Raw genomic sequence first — 23,379 nt, 5'->3', positions numbered from 1 at the left:
ATAAGGATTGCATGGTTAGGAAAATCGTTTGTTTATCTGTGTCAAGTCGGATTAGTAGGCCATGTTATGTTACGCTTTTGTTTCTCGCTCGCCTGATGCGAGACCACTTTCACCACGGGGATGTTTTCTATCGGGGCGTGTGCATGTAGAGGAGCGGTTACCGTGTAATGCAGTACTGCTCTGGGGTGCCCGCCCATGGCACTCCAAAACTCGGCCATATTGTGTGAATGGCCAGGTTGTGCGACAAAGGCGCGCGGCAGAGGATGCGCCGCTAACTGCCCTTTTAATCGTGCAGCAGGCCAGATGGGATGGCGTAATAAGGCATGAAGCACACGGCTTAGCATGTCATGCTGGTCTTTATCCGGCGCCGTCTCACTACCGTTGCTGCCCCAGGCCGTAATCAGATACGAATAATCGATAGAAACCGGTGAACGGATGACGGAGGTGGTGTCAACCCCCGCCGTTTTTTGCTGGGCAAAAGGCTCACTCACCCTTAACGCCAGATTTTCTCGAATATCATAAAGAAAGATAGCAATCAGTGGCGGGGTGATTTTTTGAAAAAAGCGTGTATCAGGCGCGGCAAAGACAACGTTAATCCCTGAATCTTTCAACGCGAGTTCTTGCTCGAGTAAGGCAGCGAGTGTGTCATTGAGGTCATTTATCATAGGGAAGCCCATTGTTCTGGATGGATGATTTTGCCTATTTTTTTAAACTCACCTTGCGCCGCTGCTTTAATATGGGTCAGGGTCACCTGAGCGCCTTTTGGTGTGGAGGGAGTACTGGCGGCTTTAAACGCGGCCGCCAAGGCGATATTTTTAATATGACCGCCCACAATCTCAAGGGTCGCCAAGGTAGAGAAATTAATGTCGGTGCTAAGGGGGGTTTCTTTGGGCCAAATCCCTTGCCAAATCTGCAGGCGTTCCTCGGCAGTCGGAAAAGGAAAATCGATACAAAATTGCAACCGGCGCACAAAGGCCTCATCGATGTTATGTTTGAAATTGGTGGCTAAAATAACGATCCCCGGGTAGTCCTCGATTTTTTGTAAGAGATAGCTGGTCTCCCTATTCGCATAGCGGTCATGGGCGTTTTGCACCTCACTACGCTTGCCAAATAACGCGTCCGCTTCATCAAAAAAGAGGATCCCCTGGTGGGCTTCGGCTTCTAGAAAGAGTTGCTCTAAATTTTTTTCGGTTTCACCAATGTACTTGCTGACTATCGAGGAGAGATCAATTTTATACAGTGTTAATTTCAAGCGAGCGGCGACAACTTCGGCCGCCAGGGTTTTGCCTGTTCCCGGGGGGCCGGAAAATAACGCGCTTAATCCTTTCCCACGTGTGAGCTGACGAGCAAATCCCCAATGTTCATACACGGTGGTGGCGTACTGAACATGATGGAGCAATTCATCAAGTTGTTGCCGGCAAGACAGAGGTAAGATTATCTCGGGACACTGGACACTGGGTTGACAAGGACGTGCCAAGGTTGAAAGTGCCTGTGTGGTTTGTAACTTGCAGGCATGAAAGACGTCATCGATGCTGAGATCACGGGGATTATCCCCGTGGCTAACTTGTTTAGCCAGCTGTGCGGCTGAAAAAATTTGGCGAGGCGAAAAGCGAAAGCGCGTCGCTACGTCTATGACCGTGTTTTGATCAAGGTGGGGTAACGCGCGTTGCCATAAGTCCTGCCTTTGCAGTGTGGTTAAGGGCGGCAGGCTTATCGTCAGTATTCTCTTCTCGGGGACCCTCGTTTGTGCCCAGGGCCAGTTGGCCTCACCGTCCATAAAGACAAGCCCACGATACGCCTTAGAAGCCGCCATGATTGGCTGGCGCCAGTCTTGTTGATCAGCCTGCAAGACTGATGGCATGCCACGCCAGTAAATCGCGGCATTGTGCAAATAGGCTTCACGTAAGATCAATGCTACTCGCTCCTGCGATTGACTTTTTATCAATGCCGGTAAATCAACCACCACTAGCGTTATCTTTAACGCATGGCACAGGGCTTGCGCCAGCGTTCGTTTACCCGCGCCAGTGCCCCCTTGCAAATAAATCACTGCCTGCGCAAGCTCAGCACGGTGCTGTGTGAGCAGGTTATCGAGGCGATCACGCAAGGCATCGGGCAATATTAACGCCGATAAGGATTTATCGGGTGTCATAATCGACACTATTGTGCTGAGCGCCGCCGGTAAATCTTCTTGCCCTAGCAGAAAGTGAGTGATCCGCTCACTGATATTGACCGGTCGGCTGAGAGAAGACGCCCCGTTTTGCTCGTTGATTTCAATCAGTGCGTAACGCCTCAGCGTTGCAGTAGGGGAAAGCCACCGTCTTATAGCCCCTTTTTCGCTCCAACTTTGGCTTAATAGGTTTAAAATCAGATCCATCGTGGGTCGTTTTTGATTAACATCATCGTGCAGATAAGCGAAAAATACCGCGTAGCGGGCATCCCATTCTACCGTCAAACAGATAAGTAAAATGTCAATCTCCTGAGGTGTTAACTGAAAGCGTTGCTGCAAAGCGATTAACTGTAGCGAGATCTGATTTTTAATACTCTGCTCAACCGCCTGGTCAATCGCCTGGCGTTCATGAGCGAATTGACTCAAAGGAGAATCGATGTCGGCATACGCTGTATGCCAAAAAGGCAGCCCCACAGTGTCATTAAGTAACGCCTGCGCTTCTTGGGCCGTCACTTGCAAACCGGGGTAGGGATTATCATGCGTTTGTGTTGTGATTGCTTGTTTTACATAAGCTTTTATCAAAGCGTCCATGCGCTTAAGCTCGGTGAGCAAATGCTCAAACGAGCTTGAAAAGAATGAGAGGGGCATTTTTACCAATCCACTTGTATAGGTTTGTCAAGCCAGGGTAATTGAATGAGGTTGATAGGCCAGGTGATCCCTTTCATCAACACATCGTGGGACGTACGCTCTATTTGTAATTGCCAGTGATAGGGGTGATTTCGTATCACCCCCTGGCGCATAAGAAAATGCTGAATCAAATAGGAGTTTGATAGGTGCGTCATCACCGGCCATTGGGTTTTGACCTGCGCAAAGAGCTGATCACATGCCGCCTGCTCCGCGACATTGACTTCAATGGTGCGCTCAATCGGTACTTGTAAATTCAGACCACAAAGGAGTTTATTAAACGTCAAGGTTTCTTCAAAGCATATCGACTGTGAGGTCATCAGGTATTGTAATAGCAACGCGGCTCGCCGCGCTGCAAGGTGATCAATAAAGTGATCTCCTTGCAGTAAGTGCGCCGTGGTGAAAAAGGGTTTTAAATAAATCCCTAAAAGCGCTAGCCCTGCATTATCAACGTAAATATCTTCATGTTGATCTATATCCGCTTCTCTTGCCAGTAAAAGTGATTGGCTTATTGTTTTAGTGAGCATTAACGCCGCTTGATGTGCTTGCTGCTGTTTTTTTAGCACCACAGAGAGCGTATTGATCATCGCAGTGACAGGTTGCAAGGACGGTGTACTCAAAATAAGGTTGGCAACGTCGTGCTTAGCCGCTTTCACTGTAGCGGTTTGCCCCGTCAATGTTAATAGTGCTTGGTATTGCCGATATAAGCGTCCATAGTGTTTACGCAACTTTGTCACTTTCTCTTTTAAATCATTTAACGACGCTTTCTCGCTGTGAGGGATCAACGAGGCTATCTGACTCTTTTGGCATTGCTCAGATTGACCGATTCCACAATCGGCGACTGTTATCGACGGGGTTGGCCGTGTTCCCTGTAACAGGCGTTCATGCTGAACCTTGTCAACGCGTTTACTCGACGTGGATTGGTGTTCGGCTTTCGTGATTTCTTGCTGTAATCGGCTTAATAATTGCCTTAACAGCGGGATAAGCGTCGCGATTTTACCCTCTTGATGCCTGAGTGTGACTTGATTTGACACATTTGGCTTTATCTGTTCCATGATGCTACGAATAAAAACGTGATGTTTTCGCATGAGTGAAAAAGTGTCAAGTTCCTTCAGCGTTTGTTGCAACGTCACCAGGCGGTGATAAGGCAGATGCGCCAACGTTTCAGATGAAGGGATCCCTAATTGAGGGATTATTTTGTTTAAATACGCCCTAAAGCGATTGAGTTCCACTTCTCGCGTCTGAGGATGTTCAGAAAATCTTTTTTTATTCGCCATGATGATGTCGACAAGGCGATCCACCTTGCTTATCAGCCCTGTTTGGCGAGCAATATCAAGCATTGGCGTGTGAGTATAAGAGAGAGATGGTTGCTTGTTTTTGGCTGTACAAAAAGCTCTCAGTATTTGTAATTGGGTGAGCAGTTGTTCATAAATAGCCTCATTTATAAAAGCGTTTACATCATTTTTTTCCCGTGTTGATGGACTGCCATGCTGCTCAGGTAACAGTATCGGCCAGGGGTCGGCAATTTTTTCTTGCGCCTTGAGCGTGGTGAACAGCCTCACCAAAAGGTAATGATAATTGAGCTGACAATGGGTGGCCAGGTGTAGCAGGACGTGCTTATAAAAAGCTGTCTTATCGATTTTTACACGGCTCATCATCTCACTGGTGATTAATATGGCTTGCCAATAAGCGCTTCTTAATGCCATGGCAGCAAACTGTTCTCGGGTAAAAGCACGGTGTAAAGGGGCACTGATTTGTTGACACCACAGCTCCACATGATCGTTTTGGGCTAATAGTCGACTGAGGGCTAATAGCTGATCATCAGAACACTGTGCAATGAGGCGCTGTAAAGTGGCGGCTTGCGCGAGATAGTGACATAATTTTTCTCTAAGCCGTGCGGGGGTACGGTCAATTAACCGAAGCAAGCATTGAGTCAGTGCCACGGTGTCTTTGGAAACCCACCAAGGTCGCGTGCCCGTTTTAATAAAATAATCTAACGTACGGAGCGCTTGTGCATTTTCATCGCGCTTCATGATCGCCGCTGGCCTAAAGTTCTGTAATTGCTCAGCTAATGCCTGGGAAAAGGCCGTAGCGATCTGCTCAATAACCTGTTGTGGCTCAGCAGGTAATGTAATGACCCCTAAATCCAGTTCCACTTTATCCAGTGAATACCACTGATTAGCTTCAATCTGCTCATCACAAATCTTTGCCAAGATCGGCGGCAGCTGTACGCGTGCCCATTGACTGAGGGTATTTTTTATCGCCCAGCTTGGCTGCTGTGAGGACAAGTGCACTATCCAGGTTTGGCATTGTATAAGGTGCGTTGGCATCGTCTGTAGACTGCTACGTTAGCGCTTTGCCCATGCGAAGCAATGCCAGTAATTGCACCGATTCTTGCCAAGCAGAGGTAGGATCGGTGGCCATTTTCGTTAACCACGCCTGATAGACTTCTTCAAATGCGCACATAGCCTTGTAATTAAACCAATGCACATAAATCACCAGGTGGGCAGGCACTTCATTGATTAAGACGTCACAGAGCAATTTTTTAAAATTTTTCTCTTTAAATCGTTTTGACGCAGCAGGAAAAATAAAACTCAGTTGTAATGAATAAGGATCTTTCCCATGAATGTCCATCGCCCATTGAGCTTGATTCGCCTCTTCTGCGACAAAAGGCTTTTCAATACAAAAGTAATCCTTGTCCTTCCATTTTATTTCATAATTCCCTTTATAATGACCGGTGTCAGAAACCGTGATGTGATCGCCTTTTTGTAAACCGTGATCGGAGGCATGACAAAAAGTGCTGTTAGGAAACGTCCATTTGCCTTGATTCACCTCTTCCGCGACAAAGGGCTTTTCAATATGAAAGGAATCCTTGGCGGTCCATTTTATTTCATAGCGCCCGTTATAATGCGTGGTATTAGAAATCGTGATGTGATCACCTGCTTGTAAATCATGATCGGGAACGTGACAGACAGTTCTGTTAGGCGCTGATTTCGAAAAACGAGCAATGCGTGTAGGCGCTAAAGTGCTGTTAGGAAACGTCCATTTGCCTTGATTCGCCTCTTCCGCGACAAAGGGTTTTTCAATATGAAAAGAATCCTTGGCGGTCCATTTTATTTCATAGCGCCCGTTATAATGCGTGGTATTAGAAATCGTGATGTGATCACCTGCTTGTAAATCATGATCGGGAACGTGACAGACAGTTCTGTTAGGCGCTGATTTCGAAAAACGAGCAATGCGTGTAGGCGCTGATTCCGAAAAATTAACAATCGGTGAACCCAAAAATGCCCAATAGGGCTCAGTGGACGGCGTTGATCGGGGTCTTAGCAGCACATGTTCAACGAGGTGAAATCCTTCATCGTTAATCGTGGCGGTATTCACCGCTTGTATACCTAATAATCCGCAGAGACGCCTTTTGAGGCCAGCAATATTGTCCGTATCCCCCCTTTTTTGGGTATAGTTAAAGGCGCTGCCACGGGCGGCACTCATTTGCGGGTAGGCTTGCAGAAAAGCGAGTTTGTCCTCGAGATGAAACCCCTGCCAAGGCGCTTTATTTTCGCCAAGAGAAATCACCGGCTTACGCTGCTGTTGTTTGTCATATAACAACAGAGCGTCATCGATAAATTGCTCCCCAAAGCGGGCCATTAAATGATTTAACAATTTATTTTCACGTGTTATCTTCGTGTCAACATTTTCTATGGCTTGCTGTAAATGCGTTTTGTGATCGGGATTCAGTACACTGTCGAGTTCCGGCACATCGGTGACGGACTGGGTAAAATACGTCTGAATCGACCGAGGCGCGGTATCTCCTATTATAGGGGGACAAAATAGCTCTCTAATGTGTGCTAATTGCGCAAGATAATTGGCCAGCAATTGATCAAAGAAAAGTAAATACGCTTTGAGTTGTTTGGCTTGAATTTTACGCGTTGGGGAGACAGAATCGGGCAGCCCTAATGATCCTATACCGTAGTTGGGGGGGAGATCATGTTGTATCGATACATAGTCGCCGAGGTGTCGATAGTGACCGCGGGGCAGTGGAATATCTTGTAGCGGCTGCTTTTTTTTATCGAATGCCTCGCGCTCCTTCACGTTTTTGAGATGTGCTTTAGCCGCCTCTATATTGATTTGACAAAGGATACCCTGGCGCTCAAATTGTAGATCGCTTTCGAGCAGTTGTTGCAACGGTTTCAATTTCGGTGTGTAATTCAGGTCTAGTTCTAACACCCAGGGTTGGTGAAATCCGCTCTTTTGACTGCTTTCCAGCGCAATTTTTTTCACCGACTGCACACCATCCATATCGAGAATAATATGAATAAAGTCGGAGCTACGCAGCGTGGTTTTACGATCAAATCCTTCCAGCTCAGTCTCATCAATAAAACCGTTGGCTAAAGGAGGTCCTTCAAAAATCGTGTCAATCGGCCTATTTTCCTGGCGCCGGGCACTCAGTGAATGAAAAGAGAGAGTAGGTGCAATCGCCTGACTTAATTGCCAGTAGATATGCGCCGCTAAGCGATCAAGATCCACATCATCGGCCACCACGATGTGTAATTTTACGGTAATTTCTTCAAAGGGCAGCAGAATGGGATCGGCAAAATCCTCGGCGATCTGGCGGTATTGGTGTAATCGCGCTTTCACTGTCTTCATCAGCGCTTGTTCTTTTTTGCCATCGGAAACCGTGTCGTCCTTGGCGATATACACTTGGTATATACCGCGTAGGGGCAGCGGTTTTGCCGTTTCCGTGGCTTGATTCAAGCGTAAGCAATTGGATTGGGCTTCATAATAAATGGGCACCAAAGACGCGGGATTTTTTTCAATCCATGCGTTTCTGACGCCAGGAATATCGATTAACAATTTGCGATAGTCGTTGAGCGTCACAGGATGAGAAGTCAGAATATCACGTGCCGTAAACAAAGGGGCACGGCTTATGTTTGACGGGTTGCTTCCGTGGGTGGGTAATACGGCCAACAAATCTTTCATCTCAAACGATAAGCGATAACTCACATCGGTGATGGCGTAACATAAACACTCCAATAGCGTGATACCGGGATCATGTGTGTTATGGTCAGTCCACAGTTCACCGGCTAAGCGTTGAATATGCTCAATACCCGTTTTGCGCAGAAAGGCATAATCCATGCCAAGCGGGGTTGGCGTTGTGGGTGGCGCTGTCGTGGCCATGGCATCATTGTTTATCATACTGTTTGCTCTGTATTTTACTGTTAAGTCGCATTCGGTTGTGTTTTATCTCAATTGTCGTCTTTTGGGGACGGATGAAGGGCTTTCTCGGCTTCATCAGAAACGGGCTCTTGCGTCAATATTTCTTCTAGCACTTGAATCGCGCCTTGTAGACGTAACAAGGTGTCATGCGTATTGGCTTGTTTTTCTTTAAGCTCGTTAAACACCGTTTGGCCTTGCGCAAAGGCCTGTTTTAGCTCGTCCAGACGACGCTGTAATGGTTGTTTCATGTAGGGGCGGCTCACTGTGTTGGAGGGGATAAAAGTGGCTTTGAAGATGAACTGTTTTCTATGGCGTGAGTTTCAAATGCACAAACAATTGCGCTATCATTTGCTGCTGTTGTTTGACCGCTTCCAGCAATACCGCGGTAAAACGCCCGTAATCAACGTATTTAAAATTATCTTGGTCACAAGCGACCAATTCAGGAAACGACGCTTGCAGTTCGTCGGCAATTAGTCCTATTTGCGGCTCTTTGAGATAGTCTTTTGTCCTCGCATGGTCACTCCAGTCATAATAGATCCCCTGTAATCGTTGTATTTTGTCAAGCACCGACCCGAGCGGTTTGATATTGGTTTTGATACGGCGATCAGAGGCCTGCTGAAACTTGTTGGCTCTTAACGTCGCGGTATCAATATCAAAATGAAAAGCGATATTTTTTGCTCCTTTTTTGCGAAAATAAAGGTTATTGTCTACCGAGAGATACCAATGCTTATTATAGCGATAAAACGCACCGTCGGAGTTATTCCAGTGAGAACTCGCACTGCCTTCATCGATCTGTATCCCCGATCGACACTTAATACGGCCTCTACACGAGATATAACCCTCTGCTTCTATCGATTTTTGATTAATACTTTGGGCGCTAATCGTTAATGTTCCCTGGGGGGTGTCGAAATGAAACGCAGTATCCGCACTGTCCTGCATGCGCAGATGAAGTCCGTGATCGGTGGTGAGATAAACGGGTCCATCACACTGGTACAAGGTGCCATTTTGCTCCCAATGTGTTGTTCGATCCGTTAAGCCAAAACCCGACGCCTGGGCCTCACCTTTAATATCCAATGGGCAGCTTGGACTTGCATGATTAATGCCTACCTTACCGTCTTCTTTAATAAACAAGGCAGTAGTATCAGCAGTGCCAACACGTAACATATGCACGCCCTTCGTGGACTGAATATGCAATTGTGCGCCAGGATTAAAGGTGCCAATGCCGGTTTTCCCCTTTTCTTTATCAATGAAAAGTCGGCTTTTACCCTCATAAGATAAATTGAAACCGGTGCTATCGTCCTGAGGTTGATGATTTAAACGCCAGTAATCCGTATCGCAACTGCTTTCATTGACACAGAAATCCAGCCAATTTTGTTGGTCACTTTGTGGCATGATGCGCAGCGGCTTTTCAACCCCTTCTGGTTTTTTGATCCAATCTTCTTTAACGTTTAAAAAAGATTCGAATAGATCGCTAAAATCTTGCGCGGTGGGTCTGTCACCGCGCTTAAAGCGGTCTTTTAGCTCTGCTCTGGTTTTTTGAGGCATTGTGGTTTCCTCTATAGAATTAAATGTAAAGCCTTAATGAACGATGAAATCTGTTTCAATGATCATGTGACCAATCCCTTCAAAATAAATATCTTCATGCTGATGCATTGTCACTAATTCGATAATATGTTCCGGGGCAGAAACCAAGACAGCATCGAGGGCGTGCACTTGCGCTTGCGCTTGATCCACATCCAGTATCGAATAAACGGTGTTAGAAGCCGTGAGATCACTGTCCAGTTTGATGTGTTCAATGAGTCTGAGTTGGGCGACGTAATCGACATAAGGCTGTTTTTCAATAAAATGGATTAACAATGAGTTGTGAATATAGCTACCGAATGTCACCTCCGCGGTACTTTCATAGGCCCAAGGTGACAGAAAGCGTTTAATCGCTTTATTGAGTTCAGCAATATCATTACCGGGTTCATCGGCTTTTTTAAAGCGAACAGTGACCCGGTATTTTATTTGTTCATAGCTTGGATTTTTCACTTCCAAATCAACGAAAGGCGAAATATACCGGCTTAAATAAACTTTGATTGCTTCCAGCAAGTCACGCGAGGCCTTGGGTTTCAACAGCAAAAAGGGTTCGCTGTTATTGGCATTGTCGGGGATAACCACGACAGTGACCTTCGCTAACGGTGATGCGCTCAGTTGTGTTTGCGTTAAACACTTGACTTTGTAGAGCTGTGGAAATGCCGCTAACACTAAGCGCTCATAATCCCAGCTGGAAATGGCGCGCTGTTTATGACGTAATCGCTCACTCGTCCGTTGCCAAAAAGCCTGATGATTTTCCCTGGCACGCCCCCCAAATGAAGCGTAGGGTTGTGTGACCGCTTTTATCTGTGGATCGGCAGTAACAAGTTGATTAATAGAATAAGCCGGTAACGGTTTGCGGTAGTGTTCATCATTCGCCTCCTTTGCCAACGTGACTGTTGCCGCTTGTGTTTTAATCGCAACAATCTGAGGCGATACCACCTCTTGATTAACGGAGCCGCACAACCAGTGTAAACCCGTGGGCATCAGGGGATTTTCATGACTGGCGGCCGCTGGCAGATGAAACGACATCACCCCACTGTGCATCAACCCTTTCGTCTCATCATGAAAATAAGTCGAGCTATCTGCTGCTACCCAATCATGTTGACCTAAATAGTGATAGGTCATATCGGCGCTTTCTTCCAGCTTATCACTTTCGCTCGGGATGATTTGAAACAGTAATGAGAGCGGTGCCGGCACGGTTGCGTCTTTCAGACCCATATATAAATAACCCGCGGCTGAAAATTGGGGTAATAACTGATTGACGTTGTGCCCCAAGACCTTACTTCCAAAGGGATGTAGCTGAAATAATTGTGCTTCATTGATTGCATTATGGGCAGGATGGGTCAGGTTTATCAGCGTGGAAGCCGTATAATTGAGCGTCAAGTCGCGTATCAATGGCGTATAAGGCGGATAGACGTCCGGCACACTTTTACCTTCTGTCGGCGGGGCTAATGCGCTTTTGTTGAGCACCGTAGCATATTGGTCGTGCAAAAAATCTTGCTCGGTTAATGCGAGTTTAAAATAGCGAGACCAGGCCATAGGGTCTTCTTCATCGGGGTCGTTGTGTGTGAAGCGGTTTACCTCCTCCTCACCCAGCTTCGGTAAATTTTTAAACTGCAGACAGGTGTGGGCGGTTAATTTTTTACTGTTCGGATCGACGGAAAATAAGCATTGTGGCGTGCCAATGGCGGTGACGACACGGTTGTTCACGACGGTTAACTGGGTTTGAAAGCTTGTGTTATCAATTTTTTTATTTAAAACCGCATTATAAACCGCATAGTGGGTACCAAAATCTTCGGGTAACCCTGACCAGGTGATGCCTAAATCCAGTGAATCTAACGCGTTATCACAAATTTCTGAGTGCGCCCAATAAAATCCGGCATGGGCGGTAGGTTGATCACCAAACGGCTGCAATAAAACGGTGTTCGTTAACAGCGATGCATCGTTTCTCCGTTTTACATCCTTAATCCCTTGCACATTCACCGCCAACTTATATTTTTCTACGATGATCATTTTAAACAGATCGTAGTCACCCCCGGCTTTGAGGGTTATTTTTATCGTCGGGTCAACACCGGTCAACCCTTGATGGCTAACATCGATTAGCGGAGCGGTCATTGCCGGGGCCGTTTCATTAAGATCGAATGTAAACTGAAGCCCATTTAAAAATAAGGCGTCAGCAGCATATTTTTCAATCTTCGTATTGGGAGGTAATTGCCCTCTACAAGCGACTTTAACTTCTTGGTTCCCCACCTGTTTTTGAATAGCAAAGACCTGCCCATTGGACCAAACCAACCAATTACCGACCTCTTTTTCTGTGAATTGCTCGTTATTTGCAGCGACGCCATCGATAACTAACCCCGTGAGTATTTCGGTTTCCGTCAATTGAATATCGGGATACAGCCGTGGCGCGGCGGGTTTGGGTTTTATATCCGGTAAATAAGCCACTTCAACGACTTCTATTTTATTGGCATTCACCCGGTGTTCAATCCGATAAACTCGCCCGTCCGTCCATAAAATGTACTGTTTAAAATGATCTTTCACGGTAAACAAATTGCTGTTTGCCGTGATGATTTTACGCGTTTTGCCGCCTATGCCTTCAGTGACAGGCATTTCTTCTAATGCCAAGCCTGACAAAGGGCTGCCCGTGCCCGTCAGAGTGAGTTCAGGGTATTTTTTAATGAAACCTTTACTCGGCAAAAAACCGACGGGGCGGAGTTTAGCGTGTTGCGCACTCATCACCTCCGTGATTTGATAAAGCTGCCCGTCTTCAAATTGGAGATAATTATCCTTATCCCTCTCGCTGTTGAATTGCCCCTTTTCACCTTTAAAACGGCAAATTAAAGCCAACGTATTCGTATCGTATTCCGCCAGGGCGGTTGCCAAAAAAAAATGCCCTGCGGTGACTGTCGCCGACGAGGGAGCAAAATGGGTTTCAGCGCCGCTTAATTGAAAAGTGAAAGGTGACTGTTGCACAAATTTATTCAGCCGATCAAGGTGAAAAGTATCGCGTTGACAGTCTACTGTTAAAGTGATCTTCCTGCGCCCTTCACCAAGGCGTAATAAAGGCGAACTGACAGCAAAACCGAGCAGAGCCGGGGTATCGGTTGCAGACCAATCGAATGTTTTAAACGGCTTATGCTCCTTCAGTTCAGCATCCAGCATAACGCGTGTACACAGATGCGTTGTTTTTTCAATACGAATATCGGGATAAGGTTGCTTTAGGGTCTGAGCACCCTGGACGAGTTGATACACTTCCTTCCAATCCTTGGAATTGATGTCAGGCGCTTTAATGACGATATCGATGATTTTTTCAAAATCCTTAATCGTCATATAGAGTTTTTTATTAATATAATCCATGACCGCAGGATGGGTGAGATCGGTTTTTAAGGACGTTATCGCAGTGTGCGGACTGGGCAATGTCGGTAATGGAGCACCCAGCGCGAAGGCCAGCATGTTGATAAAATTTCCATTACGATGTTTATGTTCTAGTGCCTGGTATCGCTGGAGCGCTATTTTTTTTTGATAAACACGTTCCATCATCTTGTGAATCTGGTCTGTTTGTTCTGCCGTCTGCAACCGATGCCCTTGCAAACACATTTTGAAATCGTTCACGTCATGGAAAGCCAGCTCTTCTTCAATGTAATCTTTTTGTTTACCTTTTAATTGATCTTGCTCAGCGAGCATTTTGAGCGAAGGCAAATCAATGGAAGGCGTTGGCGCTGCGTTCTCAAAACCTGCGGGCATAGCCACCTGTTGCGCTGCTCTCTCTAAAACCCACTGCAACAGAGCGGCAAAATCGTTATCGCTGGTTTTTCCCGGGTGATAAAAAGTCGCAAAGTCGTACACTTCTTTTTTAAGCGCCAAGGCACAAATTTTAGCCACTTGTGCCGAGGTGATCACGCTATCTCGGTCGAGACGATAAATCGGCGCCGCGCTATCAGATTGACCTTGCTCCGTACTGAGTAAGATCCCTTCTTTAAGGCAATAGGCTTGCTGAGATGGCGCCAGTTCGAAGATCACATGCGCCCGATCCGGCTGGGGCGGTTTTTCTCTTAATTGTAGGCAGTCTCGGTAGTAAAACTCGAGATAACGCTGCGTGAGGGCGTTCAATTGCTGCTGGGGGTAACGAAGCAATAAGAGAAAAACCCAAAACAAGACCCGATGAGGTTGCATCAACGCCATTCGCCGATCCAGGTCAACAATGGCTTCCGGCTGCTTAATAAAACGAACGGCGTCCTCAATAAACTGTTTATCCGTAGGCAAAAAACCGATCCAGTCTGTAGGGGTAATTTGTCCGCTCTCATAAAATCGAAGCTCTTTGGCATACGCCTGAGCAAACTGGATAACATCATGCAATGTGCGATCATCGACAACAAAATAATCCGGAGCCAGAGCGGTCAACAATCGATGGCGTTGACTGGTGCCATCGCGATATTGGGATGCTGCGTTAAGCTTCATGTCATTTTTTCCAAAAATTTCAAGAATACGGTTTTTGTGTCATTGCAGCATCGGCCTGCCAGCAATGCCCTCAATGAAGGCACGTAGCGTATTCAGAAGAGAGGGTTATTATTTTGCGCTGGCATGAACATGGCTGTTCAGAAATATCCCGCTACCATTGTAGCTCGGGGTAGGATCGGGGATGGGGGCGCCTGGACCGGGTGGCGGTTGCTTGGCAGGGTTTTGCACCTCAAATTTCGCCGTAAATCGTTGACCTTTACGCAGTATCGCCTTACCGCAACACATGACTTTCTGTGTTTTTTGATCACCGGCCAATGCCGCAATTTTTAGTGTGCCGGTACCGGGAATACTATACACCGGCGTGACATAGACGCATCCTGCCACAGAGACCTGCTTTTCATCCCCTACTAGGGCGATTTTTTTACCTTTCCTAGTGGATTTACCGCTCGCTGTCAGTTTGCCAGGACGTACTACGACCATCGCCTGGCCAAATAGCGGCATAAACAAGACGCTATCGCCATCAACGAGGATGATATTTAACATAGTTAACCTCCCAGAGCCGACACATCAAATTATTTCAGCACCCATACAGCCGGTTGCCATCGCTTCACCCCGTGTTTCTCTGTATCAAATGCGGCAAACCTTTGCGCTAATTGTGAGTGTGGGGACGCCTTTTCGACGGATAACCACACCCCATTCATTCGGCAACATTTCCACCGATGTCTCTATTACAAATTGACTCATATTTATCCTCCTTAAATGTAGATGCGAATATCTACAAAAAAGTAAAAATAGAACGCATTATCTTAAAATGACAAATGCGTCGCTTCGGTTAAATAAAAGGGATACACCAGATTGCTCCGTGAATTGGTGGTGCGTAGCGTGTAATTCAGGGTGATCAGTAGTAACGTCTGCGCATGCGGCGTGATGATGACCTCATCGAGTCGGATACGGGGCTCATGGTATAACACGGCGTCACTGATAATGTTTTGCAGACGATGGATCAAGCCCTGGGTGACTTCCTCGAATACAAACTGACCCAGTTCACAGCCATACGTCGGTTGCATCACACGTTCTTGCAGATTAGTCGAGAGCAGGATGCGTAAGCTTTGCCGAATATCCTCTTCACCCGACACCACTTCCAGTACCGCCCCCTGCTGTGAAAAGGTGGGCGGAAAGCTCCAACCTTGGCCTAAAAATGCCTGGTCATTTACCATTATCAGCCCCTTTTATTTAAAGTCAATTTTTTTACCTTTAATCACCACATTCTGACCCGTATCAGCCGTCAAATTTTTATCAAGTTTGATGTCAATGCCTTGCTCCGTTAAATTCACCTGATTGTTATGTTGATCTTTCAAGTAAATACCGGATTTTTTGCCACTGACCAACGTCACGCTATTATTTTTAGCGGTCATCCACTTCAGCGTTTTCTCTTTATCATCCATTAAAAATTGCATGTTCTCTTGCGTCACAATGCCTTTTTGATGATTGTCTTTCTCCATAGCCAGCGGTGGCGGATTTTTTTCACTGTGCATGGCACCGAGAATAACCGGATAGCGGGGGTCATTATTAAAAAACCCTAACACCACTTCATCCCCCACTTCAGGTCGAAACACCAGGCCTTTTTTATCGCTCGCATAAGGCGATGCCAACCGGGCCCACAGCACTTTATTTTTATCTTCCAATAGGGGTAAATGGACTTTGAGGCAAAACTGCGGGTTTTGTTCTTTCGCGTGCCCGACCACGATCCCGACATGGAGACCTTGGATGGCAGGTAATAATCCTGCCGCAGCGGGATCACACATTTCGAAGGAACGGCTCATTCCCTCGGTGAGGCCCACTTGCACATGGGTCTGCCAACCTTCTCGATTGAGCTGATGACGAATGCCGGTGACAATGGCATGGCCTTCAAAGTAGCTTCCCACACCTTTAATGGCAATGCATTCACCAAGTGTAATGTTTTTTCTGCCTTTTATCTGAAAGCGGCCCCGTAATAGCGTGAGTCGCGCTTGATCCAGCATCGCCTTACTGCAGGCCTGGAGCTCTTCAGGAGCCACCCCGCCCAGATGCACCAGCGGATAGGGATCCGCGCCGATGGTCTGAGCGGCTTGCACAGCATCGACGGTGCCTTTTTTAACACTGGTTTGCTGAGCGTCGACCCAAGTCAAGGCTAATTTTTTCGTATCCCAGTGGGCAGCACGTACCTTGTTCAATTGCTGACGAATATCCACCTCAAGCTCCACGTTGTGGATGACGATCTGTGGATCGACGTTATTCACGTTAAACACTTGTTTAGGCGACTGTTTGAAATCGGGTGCCACAATCTGGATGTGCTCTTTCCCTTCCAGGTAATGAAATAACACCCACAATCCATTCGCGGTCGCGCGCGCCAAGATAAAATCCCAATCGCTACAGTGATACTGCACCATTTGGGGATGTTTTACCTCTGCTTTCCCTATAGCGCCTTTCAAGGTGAGTCCCCCTTGTTTAATCAGGCGCGTGATAATGTCTTTATCCGTGGTCTTTTCAAACAAGACGCTTTTACGTCGCGTTGTCAGCCGAATCGCTTGGCTTTTGAGATCAAGTGATAATCGTGATCCGTGATCATCATGCCACGCAATTTTATGCTTAACCACGATACCGGAAAAAATTAATTTTTCATTTTTGGGTTCATCTTCATAACGTAAGTGGATATCCACGCGATGACCCGGTTTAAAAAAATCCCCCCGGCTCAAATGAAACGGTTGCTCTGCAGGCGGGCCGCGTTCTGCTATCACCAGCTGAGCCGTCGGTATTTTATTCACCGTCAGTATCACCTCTAACGCCACAATGTGACGTTGCAGTGAGGTGAGTTTTTTCCCCTGACAGGAGAGCGTAATGGTATAGACACCTTTCATCATTCACTGTCCACTGACCGGAGGCAGGTTTAACGTGCTACCCACGCGCAGCCGCCTAAAATTATCCAAGCGATTGCATTGTGCTAAATGAAGATAATAGTCAATGTCATTATAAGCGTGGTAGGCAATCAACGGCAGGTTGTCACTGCTGGTCACCCACTTGATGTGACTGAGATCAGGGGACTGTTTATCCTCCAATAACAACCGTTTTTTACTGTCGACATCTTGAATAAAGACCGCAGCCAACTCTGCACGTAACGGGGATCCATCGCGATCGAACAAGGTAAAATTGACGTCAACCGAGTACAAGCGGCAATCGAAACTCAGGCGACCCCATTCCAGCGTGAGGTATCTCGCTTCGTGCGTTTTACCATAAATATCATAGGTCAGCTTAAGAAAGCGTTTCACTTCCTTTTGCACGTCTTGGCGCGGCGCGGGATGAAGCCCCATCTCTGCTACAGCCCCTGTGCCATCGAGCAGTAAGGTCACCGCCAAATATTGTGACGTGTCGCCGAGGTACTGAGTTTGTTCAAAGCGCGAAAAGGTATTTTTAAAAAAAAGGGAATACGACGCCGGATTAAAGCGTGCTTCAAAGGATTCTGCTGTTTTTTGCTTCTGGCTGCGTTCAACGTAGTCATAGGCGTAGAGCGTGAGCTTTTCTAATTTAATCGCAGACTTCAATGCTTGCAGTGGGTTCATATTTTACCTTTCCTTCATTCGTGCCAAGATGTGCACTATCTGGTCGGTTAATGCTTGTTCAGAAAATCGATCACGTAACAGCTTCTCTACTTGTTCAGGCAGCAACTGTTCAAGCTGGGCGGCGATAAACCGACGCCCCCTGGGATCGTGATCCTGCCGCTCAGGCAGGATCGGATCCTCCGTATTCACCTCTTCGACCCATCGGGATGCTTCCCCGCTAAAATGTGGCGGATCACTCAGGGTGGCTTTAATCATCAGCTCGCGGATTTCAATCGGCATCATTACACTCGCAACGGTTGCAGACGTTGATACGCCAGCTCAAAAGTATCGATCAGGATGACATTGGCATTGGCGTCCAGATCCGAACATTGCCAGCCCACGGGAAACGCGTTGAAAAATAGCCAGGCTGCGGTGGGCAGACAAGTTTCATTGAGTAACGTGACCATGACATGACAAGGGTTAAACTGAAAAAAGCTCAGTGTGCTGTTAAACTCCGTATTCAGTGGCGATAGCAATACCATGCCCCGTTCGAGTCGTAACGTCGGCGACCGTACGCCGCTGGGTAATACGGCATGACCCACATTGTTGCCCCCCTCCTGTATCTTGTGGGTCTTTACCTCAAGTGATAACCCCGATACCTTTTGAAAGCGCATATCGACTAAATTGGGTGTGCGACCTGAGGGATAAAACACCACCGCGAAGCGGTAGCTCACGGGCGGCGTGTTTATCTCCATGGCAGAAAGATTGGGTAACAGCATTATTTTAACGCCTTATGCCTTATCATGCATGCTCAACACGCAGACTATCAGCCATAAGCTCTAGCGTCTCAATGGCCACTTCGTTACTGGTCGCATTAAATGACGGGGCGACTAATTTGGTGGGAAACGCACTTTGTACTGTCCAAGTCACAAGTGGATGGGTTTCTTCATCCAGTAGGCTAATGGTGATATCGCGTTTCTCAACACGATTCAAACGGACACTGATCATCCAATCGTAAAGGATAGAATTGCCCTTTACCAGGCCTCTTTTTAAGGTCAGTTTGATAGGCTCTGGCATGCCCGGCATATGCTTAAAACCCAACCCATCTTTATACGTAATGGGTTGATGCCCGACTTCTAACCCGGATACTTCAGAAAAACCGACTTTGTCTTCTAGACCCATAATACTTACGTTAAAACGATAAACAGAAAAGGGGTAATCCGCTTTGATATCAGCGACAGTGGTGGCCATGGTGGTCATCTCCAGCTTAAAAATAATAAAAAAAGGGTAAGAGGCAGTGAATCAAACCGCCGCTTTAAGAAAAAACAGAAGAAAAGCGTTAGGCTTGCTGCAGTTTATGCGCAAAGCGCAACACGATGAATTCAGCGGGACGCACCGCCGCCACACCGATTTCGACAATCAATTTGCCTTCGAGAATGTCTTGCTCGGTCATCGTTTGCCCGCGGTCTGCTTTGACAAAATACGCTTCCTCGGGTGTCGCCCCGGCTAACGCCCCTTTACGCCAGAGGTCGTCGAGATAACTTTGCGCTAGGGTTCTCACTTTCAGCCAGGTCATGGCATTATTGGGCTCAAACACGGCAAACGCCGTGGATTTTTGCAACGACTCCTCAATAAGATTGAATAAACGCCGCACAGAAATATAACGCCACTCATTATCATTCCCCGCCAGGGTTCTCGCCCCCCAAACTATTGTGCCCTTGCCGGTAAAGCTGCGGATCGCGTTGATGGATTTACCCGCTGTCGCATCGACATTTAAGTCTTCTTGTTGTTGATCGGTAATCTTCAGCGTCGGCCCGATCACATCGACTAAGCTCACATTGGCGGGGGATTTCCAGACACCGCGTTCTCTGTCGATACGGGCATAAACGCCGGCTATCGCCGCACTGGGGGGTAACGTTAATCGTTCATTGTCAATCTTGGCTCTAATTTGGTTATAAAGCGCGGTTTTATTACTTTTTAGTTTACTTAACTTCTCGCGTGTAGCACTGGGCGTATCACTCGCATAAGTGAGCGCCTGCGGTGAGGTAATTTCTTGCGCTATCAGATCTGCCCCGGTGCCTTGGTTCTCCATATTAAATTGTTTTTTATCACTGAGACCATTCCAAATAGCAACAATATCTTTCGCCGAAGCGCCAGTCTTGGGGATGGTGATTTCCAAAACAAAGCTGTTGTTGGGAACGACACTAATTGACTTTTCTTCTGCATCGGTGTGTTTACTTATTTTTATCTTGGGCGCATCACTTTGATTACCGGTATAGGTCACTAATAAGCCATTGTCGCCAGACGAATAACGCCCTATTTGCGTACGGGGATCACTGATTCCGGTGACTTCCACGGAGTCATCACTATAGTGATAGCCTAAATTCGTCGTGAGATAAGGAAAATACGCGGCACCGTATTTTAAATTATTCGTCCCAATCTTCTCTCTGAATGTTTTGACTTGATCAATATCATTTTCACCGGCATCAAAAATAGCAAAGCGATCTTTTAATGTTGCACAGTGCATTAATACTTTTTGACATAATGCCCCGTAGTCCTCTGTTGAAAGATTGGCACTCTCAGTCATGACGATTAATGTCGGCTCATCTTCTTTTTCTAAGGCGTCGATGCCCTTTTCTATGGCGATTTTGCTGATCTCTTCTTGATGATTACCGACGGAGACAATGTAACAATCCCCCCCACCATTAGCAAAATAAAGGCGCAGGCAGTCATACATGAAATAATCGACTGTTTTTTTAGGGTTTACTTCAACAACATTCTGGTTATTCACGTTAACGTCAAAGTGAGTCAAAGGTGCCTCACCAAAATGGCGCTGATACGCGAGCAGACTGCTAATGCGCACCGCTTTCTCTTTTAGTTCGTTGTTTGCCCCGGCACGCGCGGTATAACCAATAAAGGCGGGAATGGCGGTGGATACTTCAGCCACCGAAGGGGGTAAAATGGCTTGTTCTTCGACGTACACATTGGGGGTTTTATAGCTCATAGTGAATGCTCTCATTTAGTGAAAAAATAAAGAAATAATGAACGGTGTTTGTGCCATCACGCACGACGAATCGCTCACCGTCAAAAAGATGACGGCGAGAAAACCGGTTTTAGTGCATTGATGTTTTTTAATACAGAATTTATCGGTAGTCGGGCCGGTTATGAGAAAAGCACCGTTAATGGTGGCCGAATAAATTACTGATACATTGAGTTGTCGTGCCTTAATAAGTTTAAACAACTCAGTTGGGTAAAAGAAAATGACTCAATCACGCTAATCTCACAATATAAATAAAAGCAATATTTTTAACGGTAGTTTCTGTATTGCCACTACTACTCACTGTAGCGCTATGAGCGTGAGAACCCAGTGTAATACTGTGACTATGTGAACCTATAGAAACACTATGTGTGTGGTCACCAGCATCTCGGGTAAAATTCGAAGTATGTTGGCCCCAACTACTTTGATAGTACCTACCGTATTCTGTTAAGAATCGGTCTGTAGAAGCCTCCTCTCCCATGTTAATACGGTGATAGTGTCCTCCAGTTTGATTGGTATTTTTCGTCCCGTAATCAAAGTTATCAGTCGATTTTGTTCCCAGATATGTAGAATCAATAGTAATGCTATGACTATGAGTTTTATTACCGTCCTGCTCTTGGGATAATACTGTTCGCCCCGATGATGGGTTCCCTTTTATCATCCACCCACGCATATCTGGAATGATTCCGCTAGGATACACAATAGCCAGTTTGGGGTATATTACCTTATTAAAGCTCTGTCCCTTCATCTCAGCGTAACCGGATGGAATAACCTCGGATGGCCAGGGAATAGGCGCGCCGACTGGATATACGTCTATTAAATTATTAGCGTGTTGGACGTAGCGACTATCTGCATCCCCTGTGGTAATTAAATCATCACCATTAGTACCTACACTTTTCAATGCTGCTGATCCAAGCCCAAGATTGGTTCGCGCTATGACTTTGTCAGGTAAATCACTCAAATTATCTGCAGCATTGAGATAACGGCTATCTGCGTCTCCCGTGGTAATTAAATCAGTATTACCCGTACCTGCATCTTTCAGTGCTGCAGTACCCAGGCCAAGTTTTGTTCGTGCAGTTGTGTTATTGGCTAGATTTTCTGAGTTTTTCAGATAGCGGTTGTCTGCATTTTCATCTGTGATAAGTTCGTGCCACGATGTCCAATTACTCTCATTACTCCATTTATTACGCCAGAAAATGCCTTTAGAATTATTACCCTCTATATATATTTGGCAGTAGTTACTAGAATCACCCCTTAGCACTAGTAAAAAACCCGCTTTACTGATCCCTTCAGGGAAATTATTTTTTAAAGTAGCTATTTCACTAATGAACCCAACAGCATAAATACCAGGAGTGAAGAGTTTATTCAAATCTCCATTAATATCAGAACCTCTAATTTGAACAATTGATCTGCTAATCAACGCATTGGCTGCTGTAACAAGATCGTTATCATCCACACCCACTTTTTTAGTCGCGGCATCTCCAAGTCCAAGATTGGTTCGCGCTATGATTTTGTCAGGTAAATCACTCAAATTATCTGCCGCATTGAGATAACGGCTATCTGCGTCTCCCGTGGTAATTAAATCAGTATTACCTGTGCCCGCATCTTTCACCGCCGCAGAACCTAAACCAAGATTATCTCGTGCAGTATTTTTATTCGTTACATCTTTTAAATTTTCTGCTGCATCGAGATAACGCGTATCTGATACCTCAAGACTGATTAAGTTATCCACTGTTTCAATAGCAGAAGCAGGGATATTCTCAAGTGGAATATGGACAATGTAGGTCCATGTGCCACCTTCCTGCTCCACGAGAGTATAACCAGAAGAAGCATAACCGATGGCTATCAGTGTATCGTGTTCCAGAAGACCAATTTCACGAATGGTTTGATTTCTTTGATTCTCAGGCACAATGAGTTCACAGACGACGCTTGTCTTTGCTGTATCCAGTGCGATACGATCAACAGGCGCACGGTACACTTCGTTTCTAACTTGTGTCGCTTGTTTAGTGGCAGGTATGGGTGTTGCCGCATTGCCTAACACCATATGGGTCAGTTGCAGTGGCGTACCATTGGGTGCCTTTGCTGCTTGCAAACACCTGTCGCCTTGGTCAGTCCAAAAAAGAATCTGATCGTTGGTGTTCATAGGATGAATTACCCTGGTGATGAAATGAGTAGGAAGACATTGATTTATAGAAAGTAAATATTAAAAATATTTTTCAACCAATGCAGCTAATGTTGCACTGGTTTTTGTATCCAGCATTCCGTCATAATTATCCTAACGAAAATGCAGTTGAAAGGCTCGGATCAGCGCTTTAAAGCCTTCTGGCGTCGTTGCTTTGCTAATATCGTAACCCTATCGCTTAAAAAAGCGCGAAGGCCGCCTCCCTTGGGGGCGGAGCTTTCGTGTAGTGCTCAACATAGTGGCACTTTGTTGCTTCATCGTACCAAGCCCCCACCCTGGCCTGATAGATCACCTGTAGTGAAGGGTATTAACGCATTTCTATCGTGGAGCAGGCGTTCCCCAATAATGGAGCCGTTTTTGCTACTACTTGTGCTAACATTTCTAGGCTCATACGTAACCTCTCTTTATAACCCGCATTGAGATAATCTCGCTGTTTTTACCCACTCTTTCCCCCTTCAGATTTGATATTGACTTGTTTATAGCG

Annotated in this window: 16 protein-coding genes; all 16 read right to left on the bottom strand. The window is 46.3% G+C overall.

The annotated features are described in order from the left end of the window. Positions 1 to 41: 41 nt before the first annotated feature. The 16 genes from AACL30_RS03890 to AACL30_RS03815 all read right to left on the bottom strand — a co-directional run bounded on the left by AACL30_RS03890 (position 42) and on the right by AACL30_RS03815 (position 22,856). A complete protein-coding gene (locus AACL30_RS03890; protein ID WP_339057785.1) occupies positions 42 to 665 on the bottom strand; it encodes a DUF4255 domain-containing protein in 624 nt (207 codons plus the stop codon). Next, positions 662 to 2,815: an AAA family ATPase gene (locus tag AACL30_RS03885; RefSeq protein WP_422389569.1), complete on the bottom strand. Its 2,154-nt coding sequence runs from the start codon at positions 2,813 to 2,815 to the stop codon at positions 662 to 664. Before AACL30_RS03885 ends, AACL30_RS03890 begins: the two co-directional genes overlap by 4 nt. Positions 2,816 to 2,817: 2 nt before the next feature. Beyond that, the gene (locus AACL30_RS03880; RefSeq protein ID WP_339057783.1) at positions 2,818 to 5,181 is read right to left on the bottom strand and encodes a contractile injection system tape measure protein; all 2,364 of its coding nucleotides are present in this window, start codon (positions 5,179 to 5,181) and stop codon (positions 2,818 to 2,820) included. Between the two features lie 13 nt (positions 5,182 to 5,194). Continuing rightward, positions 5,195 to 8,044 carry a hypothetical protein gene (locus AACL30_RS03875; protein ID WP_339057782.1) on the bottom strand — a complete coding sequence of 950 codons (2,850 nt, stop codon included), beginning with the start codon at positions 8,042 to 8,044 and terminating at the stop codon, positions 5,195 to 5,197. A gap of 50 nt (positions 8,045 to 8,094) precedes the next feature. Beyond that, positions 8,095 to 8,313 (bottom strand): hypothetical protein, encoded by a 219-nt coding sequence (locus AACL30_RS03870; RefSeq protein ID WP_119797631.1) that lies wholly within the window; start codon positions 8,311 to 8,313, stop codon positions 8,095 to 8,097. A gap of 58 nt (positions 8,314 to 8,371) precedes the next feature. Further along, a complete protein-coding gene (locus AACL30_RS03865) occupies positions 8,372 to 9,610 on the bottom strand; it encodes a tail fiber domain-containing protein (protein ID WP_339057781.1) in 1,239 nt (412 codons plus the stop codon). Positions 9,611 to 9,643: 33 nt separating this feature from the next. Beyond that, positions 9,644 to 14,101 carry a baseplate J/gp47 family protein gene (locus AACL30_RS03860; protein ID WP_339057780.1) on the bottom strand — a complete coding sequence of 1,486 codons (4,458 nt, stop codon included), beginning with the start codon at positions 14,099 to 14,101 and terminating at the stop codon, positions 9,644 to 9,646. Between the two features lie 108 nt (positions 14,102 to 14,209). Then, entirely contained in the window at positions 14,210 to 14,644 is a 435-nt protein-coding gene (locus tag AACL30_RS03855) for a hypothetical protein (RefSeq protein ID WP_119963693.1), read from the bottom strand. 263 nt (positions 14,645 to 14,907) lie between these two features. Further along, the gene (locus AACL30_RS03850; RefSeq protein ID WP_176488058.1) at positions 14,908 to 15,318 is read right to left on the bottom strand and encodes a GPW/gp25 family protein; all 411 of its coding nucleotides are present in this window, start codon (positions 15,316 to 15,318) and stop codon (positions 14,908 to 14,910) included. 12 nt (positions 15,319 to 15,330) lie between these two features. Continuing rightward, a complete protein-coding gene (gene vgrG / locus AACL30_RS03845) occupies positions 15,331 to 17,001 on the bottom strand; it encodes a type VI secretion system tip protein VgrG (RefSeq protein WP_119963695.1) in 1,671 nt (556 codons plus the stop codon). Further along, on the bottom strand, positions 17,002 to 17,697 hold the full coding sequence (locus AACL30_RS03840) for a hypothetical protein (RefSeq protein WP_119797628.1): 696 nt from the start codon (positions 17,695 to 17,697) through the stop codon (positions 17,002 to 17,004). Between the two features lie 3 nt (positions 17,698 to 17,700). Further along, positions 17,701 to 17,979, bottom strand: coding sequence for a DUF5908 family protein (locus AACL30_RS03835; protein ID WP_240313767.1), 279 nt, complete (start codon positions 17,977 to 17,979; stop codon positions 17,701 to 17,703). Then, positions 17,979 to 18,455: a phage tail protein gene (locus tag AACL30_RS03830; RefSeq protein ID WP_119797627.1), complete on the bottom strand. Its 477-nt coding sequence runs from the start codon at positions 18,453 to 18,455 to the stop codon at positions 17,979 to 17,981. Before AACL30_RS03830 ends, AACL30_RS03835 begins: the two co-directional genes overlap by 1 nt. A gap of 22 nt (positions 18,456 to 18,477) precedes the next feature. Beyond that, a complete protein-coding gene (locus tag AACL30_RS03825) occupies positions 18,478 to 18,927 on the bottom strand; it encodes a phage tail protein (RefSeq protein ID WP_119797626.1) in 450 nt (149 codons plus the stop codon). An 88-nt stretch (positions 18,928 to 19,015) separates the two neighbouring features. Beyond that, positions 19,016 to 20,680 (bottom strand): phage tail sheath family protein, encoded by a 1,665-nt coding sequence (locus AACL30_RS03820; protein ID WP_339057779.1) that lies wholly within the window; start codon positions 20,678 to 20,680, stop codon positions 19,016 to 19,018. A 265-nt stretch (positions 20,681 to 20,945) separates the two neighbouring features. Further along, positions 20,946 to 22,856, bottom strand: a complete 1,911-nt coding sequence (locus AACL30_RS03815; RefSeq protein ID WP_339057778.1) for a phage tail protein — start codon at positions 22,854 to 22,856, stop codon at positions 20,946 to 20,948. Positions 22,857 to 23,379 lie beyond the last annotated feature (523 nt).

It is taken from the genome of Candidatus Regiella endosymbiont of Tuberolachnus salignus, assembly GCF_964020115.1.
Lineage (GTDB): Bacteria > Pseudomonadota > Gammaproteobacteria > Enterobacterales > Enterobacteriaceae > Regiella > Regiella insecticola.
The sequence above is the reverse complement of the archived record's forward strand: the minus strand, read 5'-3'. Positions and strand labels throughout refer to the sequence as shown.

Excerpts from the sequence above, each read along its gene's own strand:
- AACL30_RS03820 (WP_339057779.1), bottom strand. The coding sequence starts at position 20,680 with ATGAGCTATAAAACCCCCAATGTGTACGTCGAAGAACAAGCCATTTTA.
- AACL30_RS03875 (WP_339057782.1), bottom strand. The coding sequence starts at position 8,044 with ATGATAAACAATGATGCCATGGCCACGACAGCGCCACCCACAACGCCA.
- AACL30_RS03890 (WP_339057785.1), bottom strand. The coding sequence starts at position 665 with ATGATAAATGACCTCAATGACACACTCGCTGCCTTACTCGAGCAAGAA.
- AACL30_RS03870 (WP_119797631.1), bottom strand. The coding sequence starts at position 8,313 with ATGAAACAACCATTACAGCGTCGTCTGGACGAGCTAAAACAGGCCTTT.
- AACL30_RS03865 (WP_339057781.1), bottom strand. The coding sequence starts at position 9,610 with ATGCCTCAAAAAACCAGAGCAGAGCTAAAAGACCGCTTTAAGCGCGGT.
- AACL30_RS03885 (WP_422389569.1), bottom strand. The coding sequence starts at position 2,815 with ATGCCCCTCTCATTCTTTTCAAGCTCGTTTGAGCATTTGCTCACCGAG.
- AACL30_RS03850 (WP_176488058.1), bottom strand. The coding sequence starts at position 15,318 with ATGGTAAATGACCAGGCATTTTTAGGCCAAGGTTGGAGCTTTCCGCCC.
- AACL30_RS03840 (WP_119797628.1), bottom strand. The coding sequence starts at position 17,697 with ATGAACCCACTGCAAGCATTGAAGTCTGCGATTAAATTAGAAAAGCTC.
- AACL30_RS03830 (WP_119797627.1), bottom strand. The coding sequence starts at position 18,455 with ATGCTGTTACCCAATCTTTCTGCCATGGAGATAAACACGCCGCCCGTG.
- vgrG (WP_119963695.1), bottom strand. The coding sequence starts at position 17,001 with ATGATGAAAGGTGTCTATACCATTACGCTCTCCTGTCAGGGGAAAAAA.
- AACL30_RS03855 (WP_119963693.1), bottom strand. The coding sequence starts at position 14,644 with ATGTTAAATATCATCCTCGTTGATGGCGATAGCGTCTTGTTTATGCCG.
- AACL30_RS03815 (WP_339057778.1), bottom strand. The coding sequence starts at position 22,856 with ATGAACACCAACGATCAGATTCTTTTTTGGACTGACCAAGGCGACAGG.
- AACL30_RS03860 (WP_339057780.1), bottom strand. The coding sequence starts at position 14,101 with ATGAAGCTTAACGCAGCATCCCAATATCGCGATGGCACCAGTCAACGC.
- AACL30_RS03825 (WP_119797626.1), bottom strand. The coding sequence starts at position 18,927 with ATGGCCACCACTGTCGCTGATATCAAAGCGGATTACCCCTTTTCTGTT.
- AACL30_RS03835 (WP_240313767.1), bottom strand. The coding sequence starts at position 17,979 with ATGATGCCGATTGAAATCCGCGAGCTGATGATTAAAGCCACCCTGAGT.
- AACL30_RS03880 (WP_339057783.1), bottom strand. The coding sequence starts at position 5,181 with ATGCCAACGCACCTTATACAATGCCAAACCTGGATAGTGCACTTGTCC.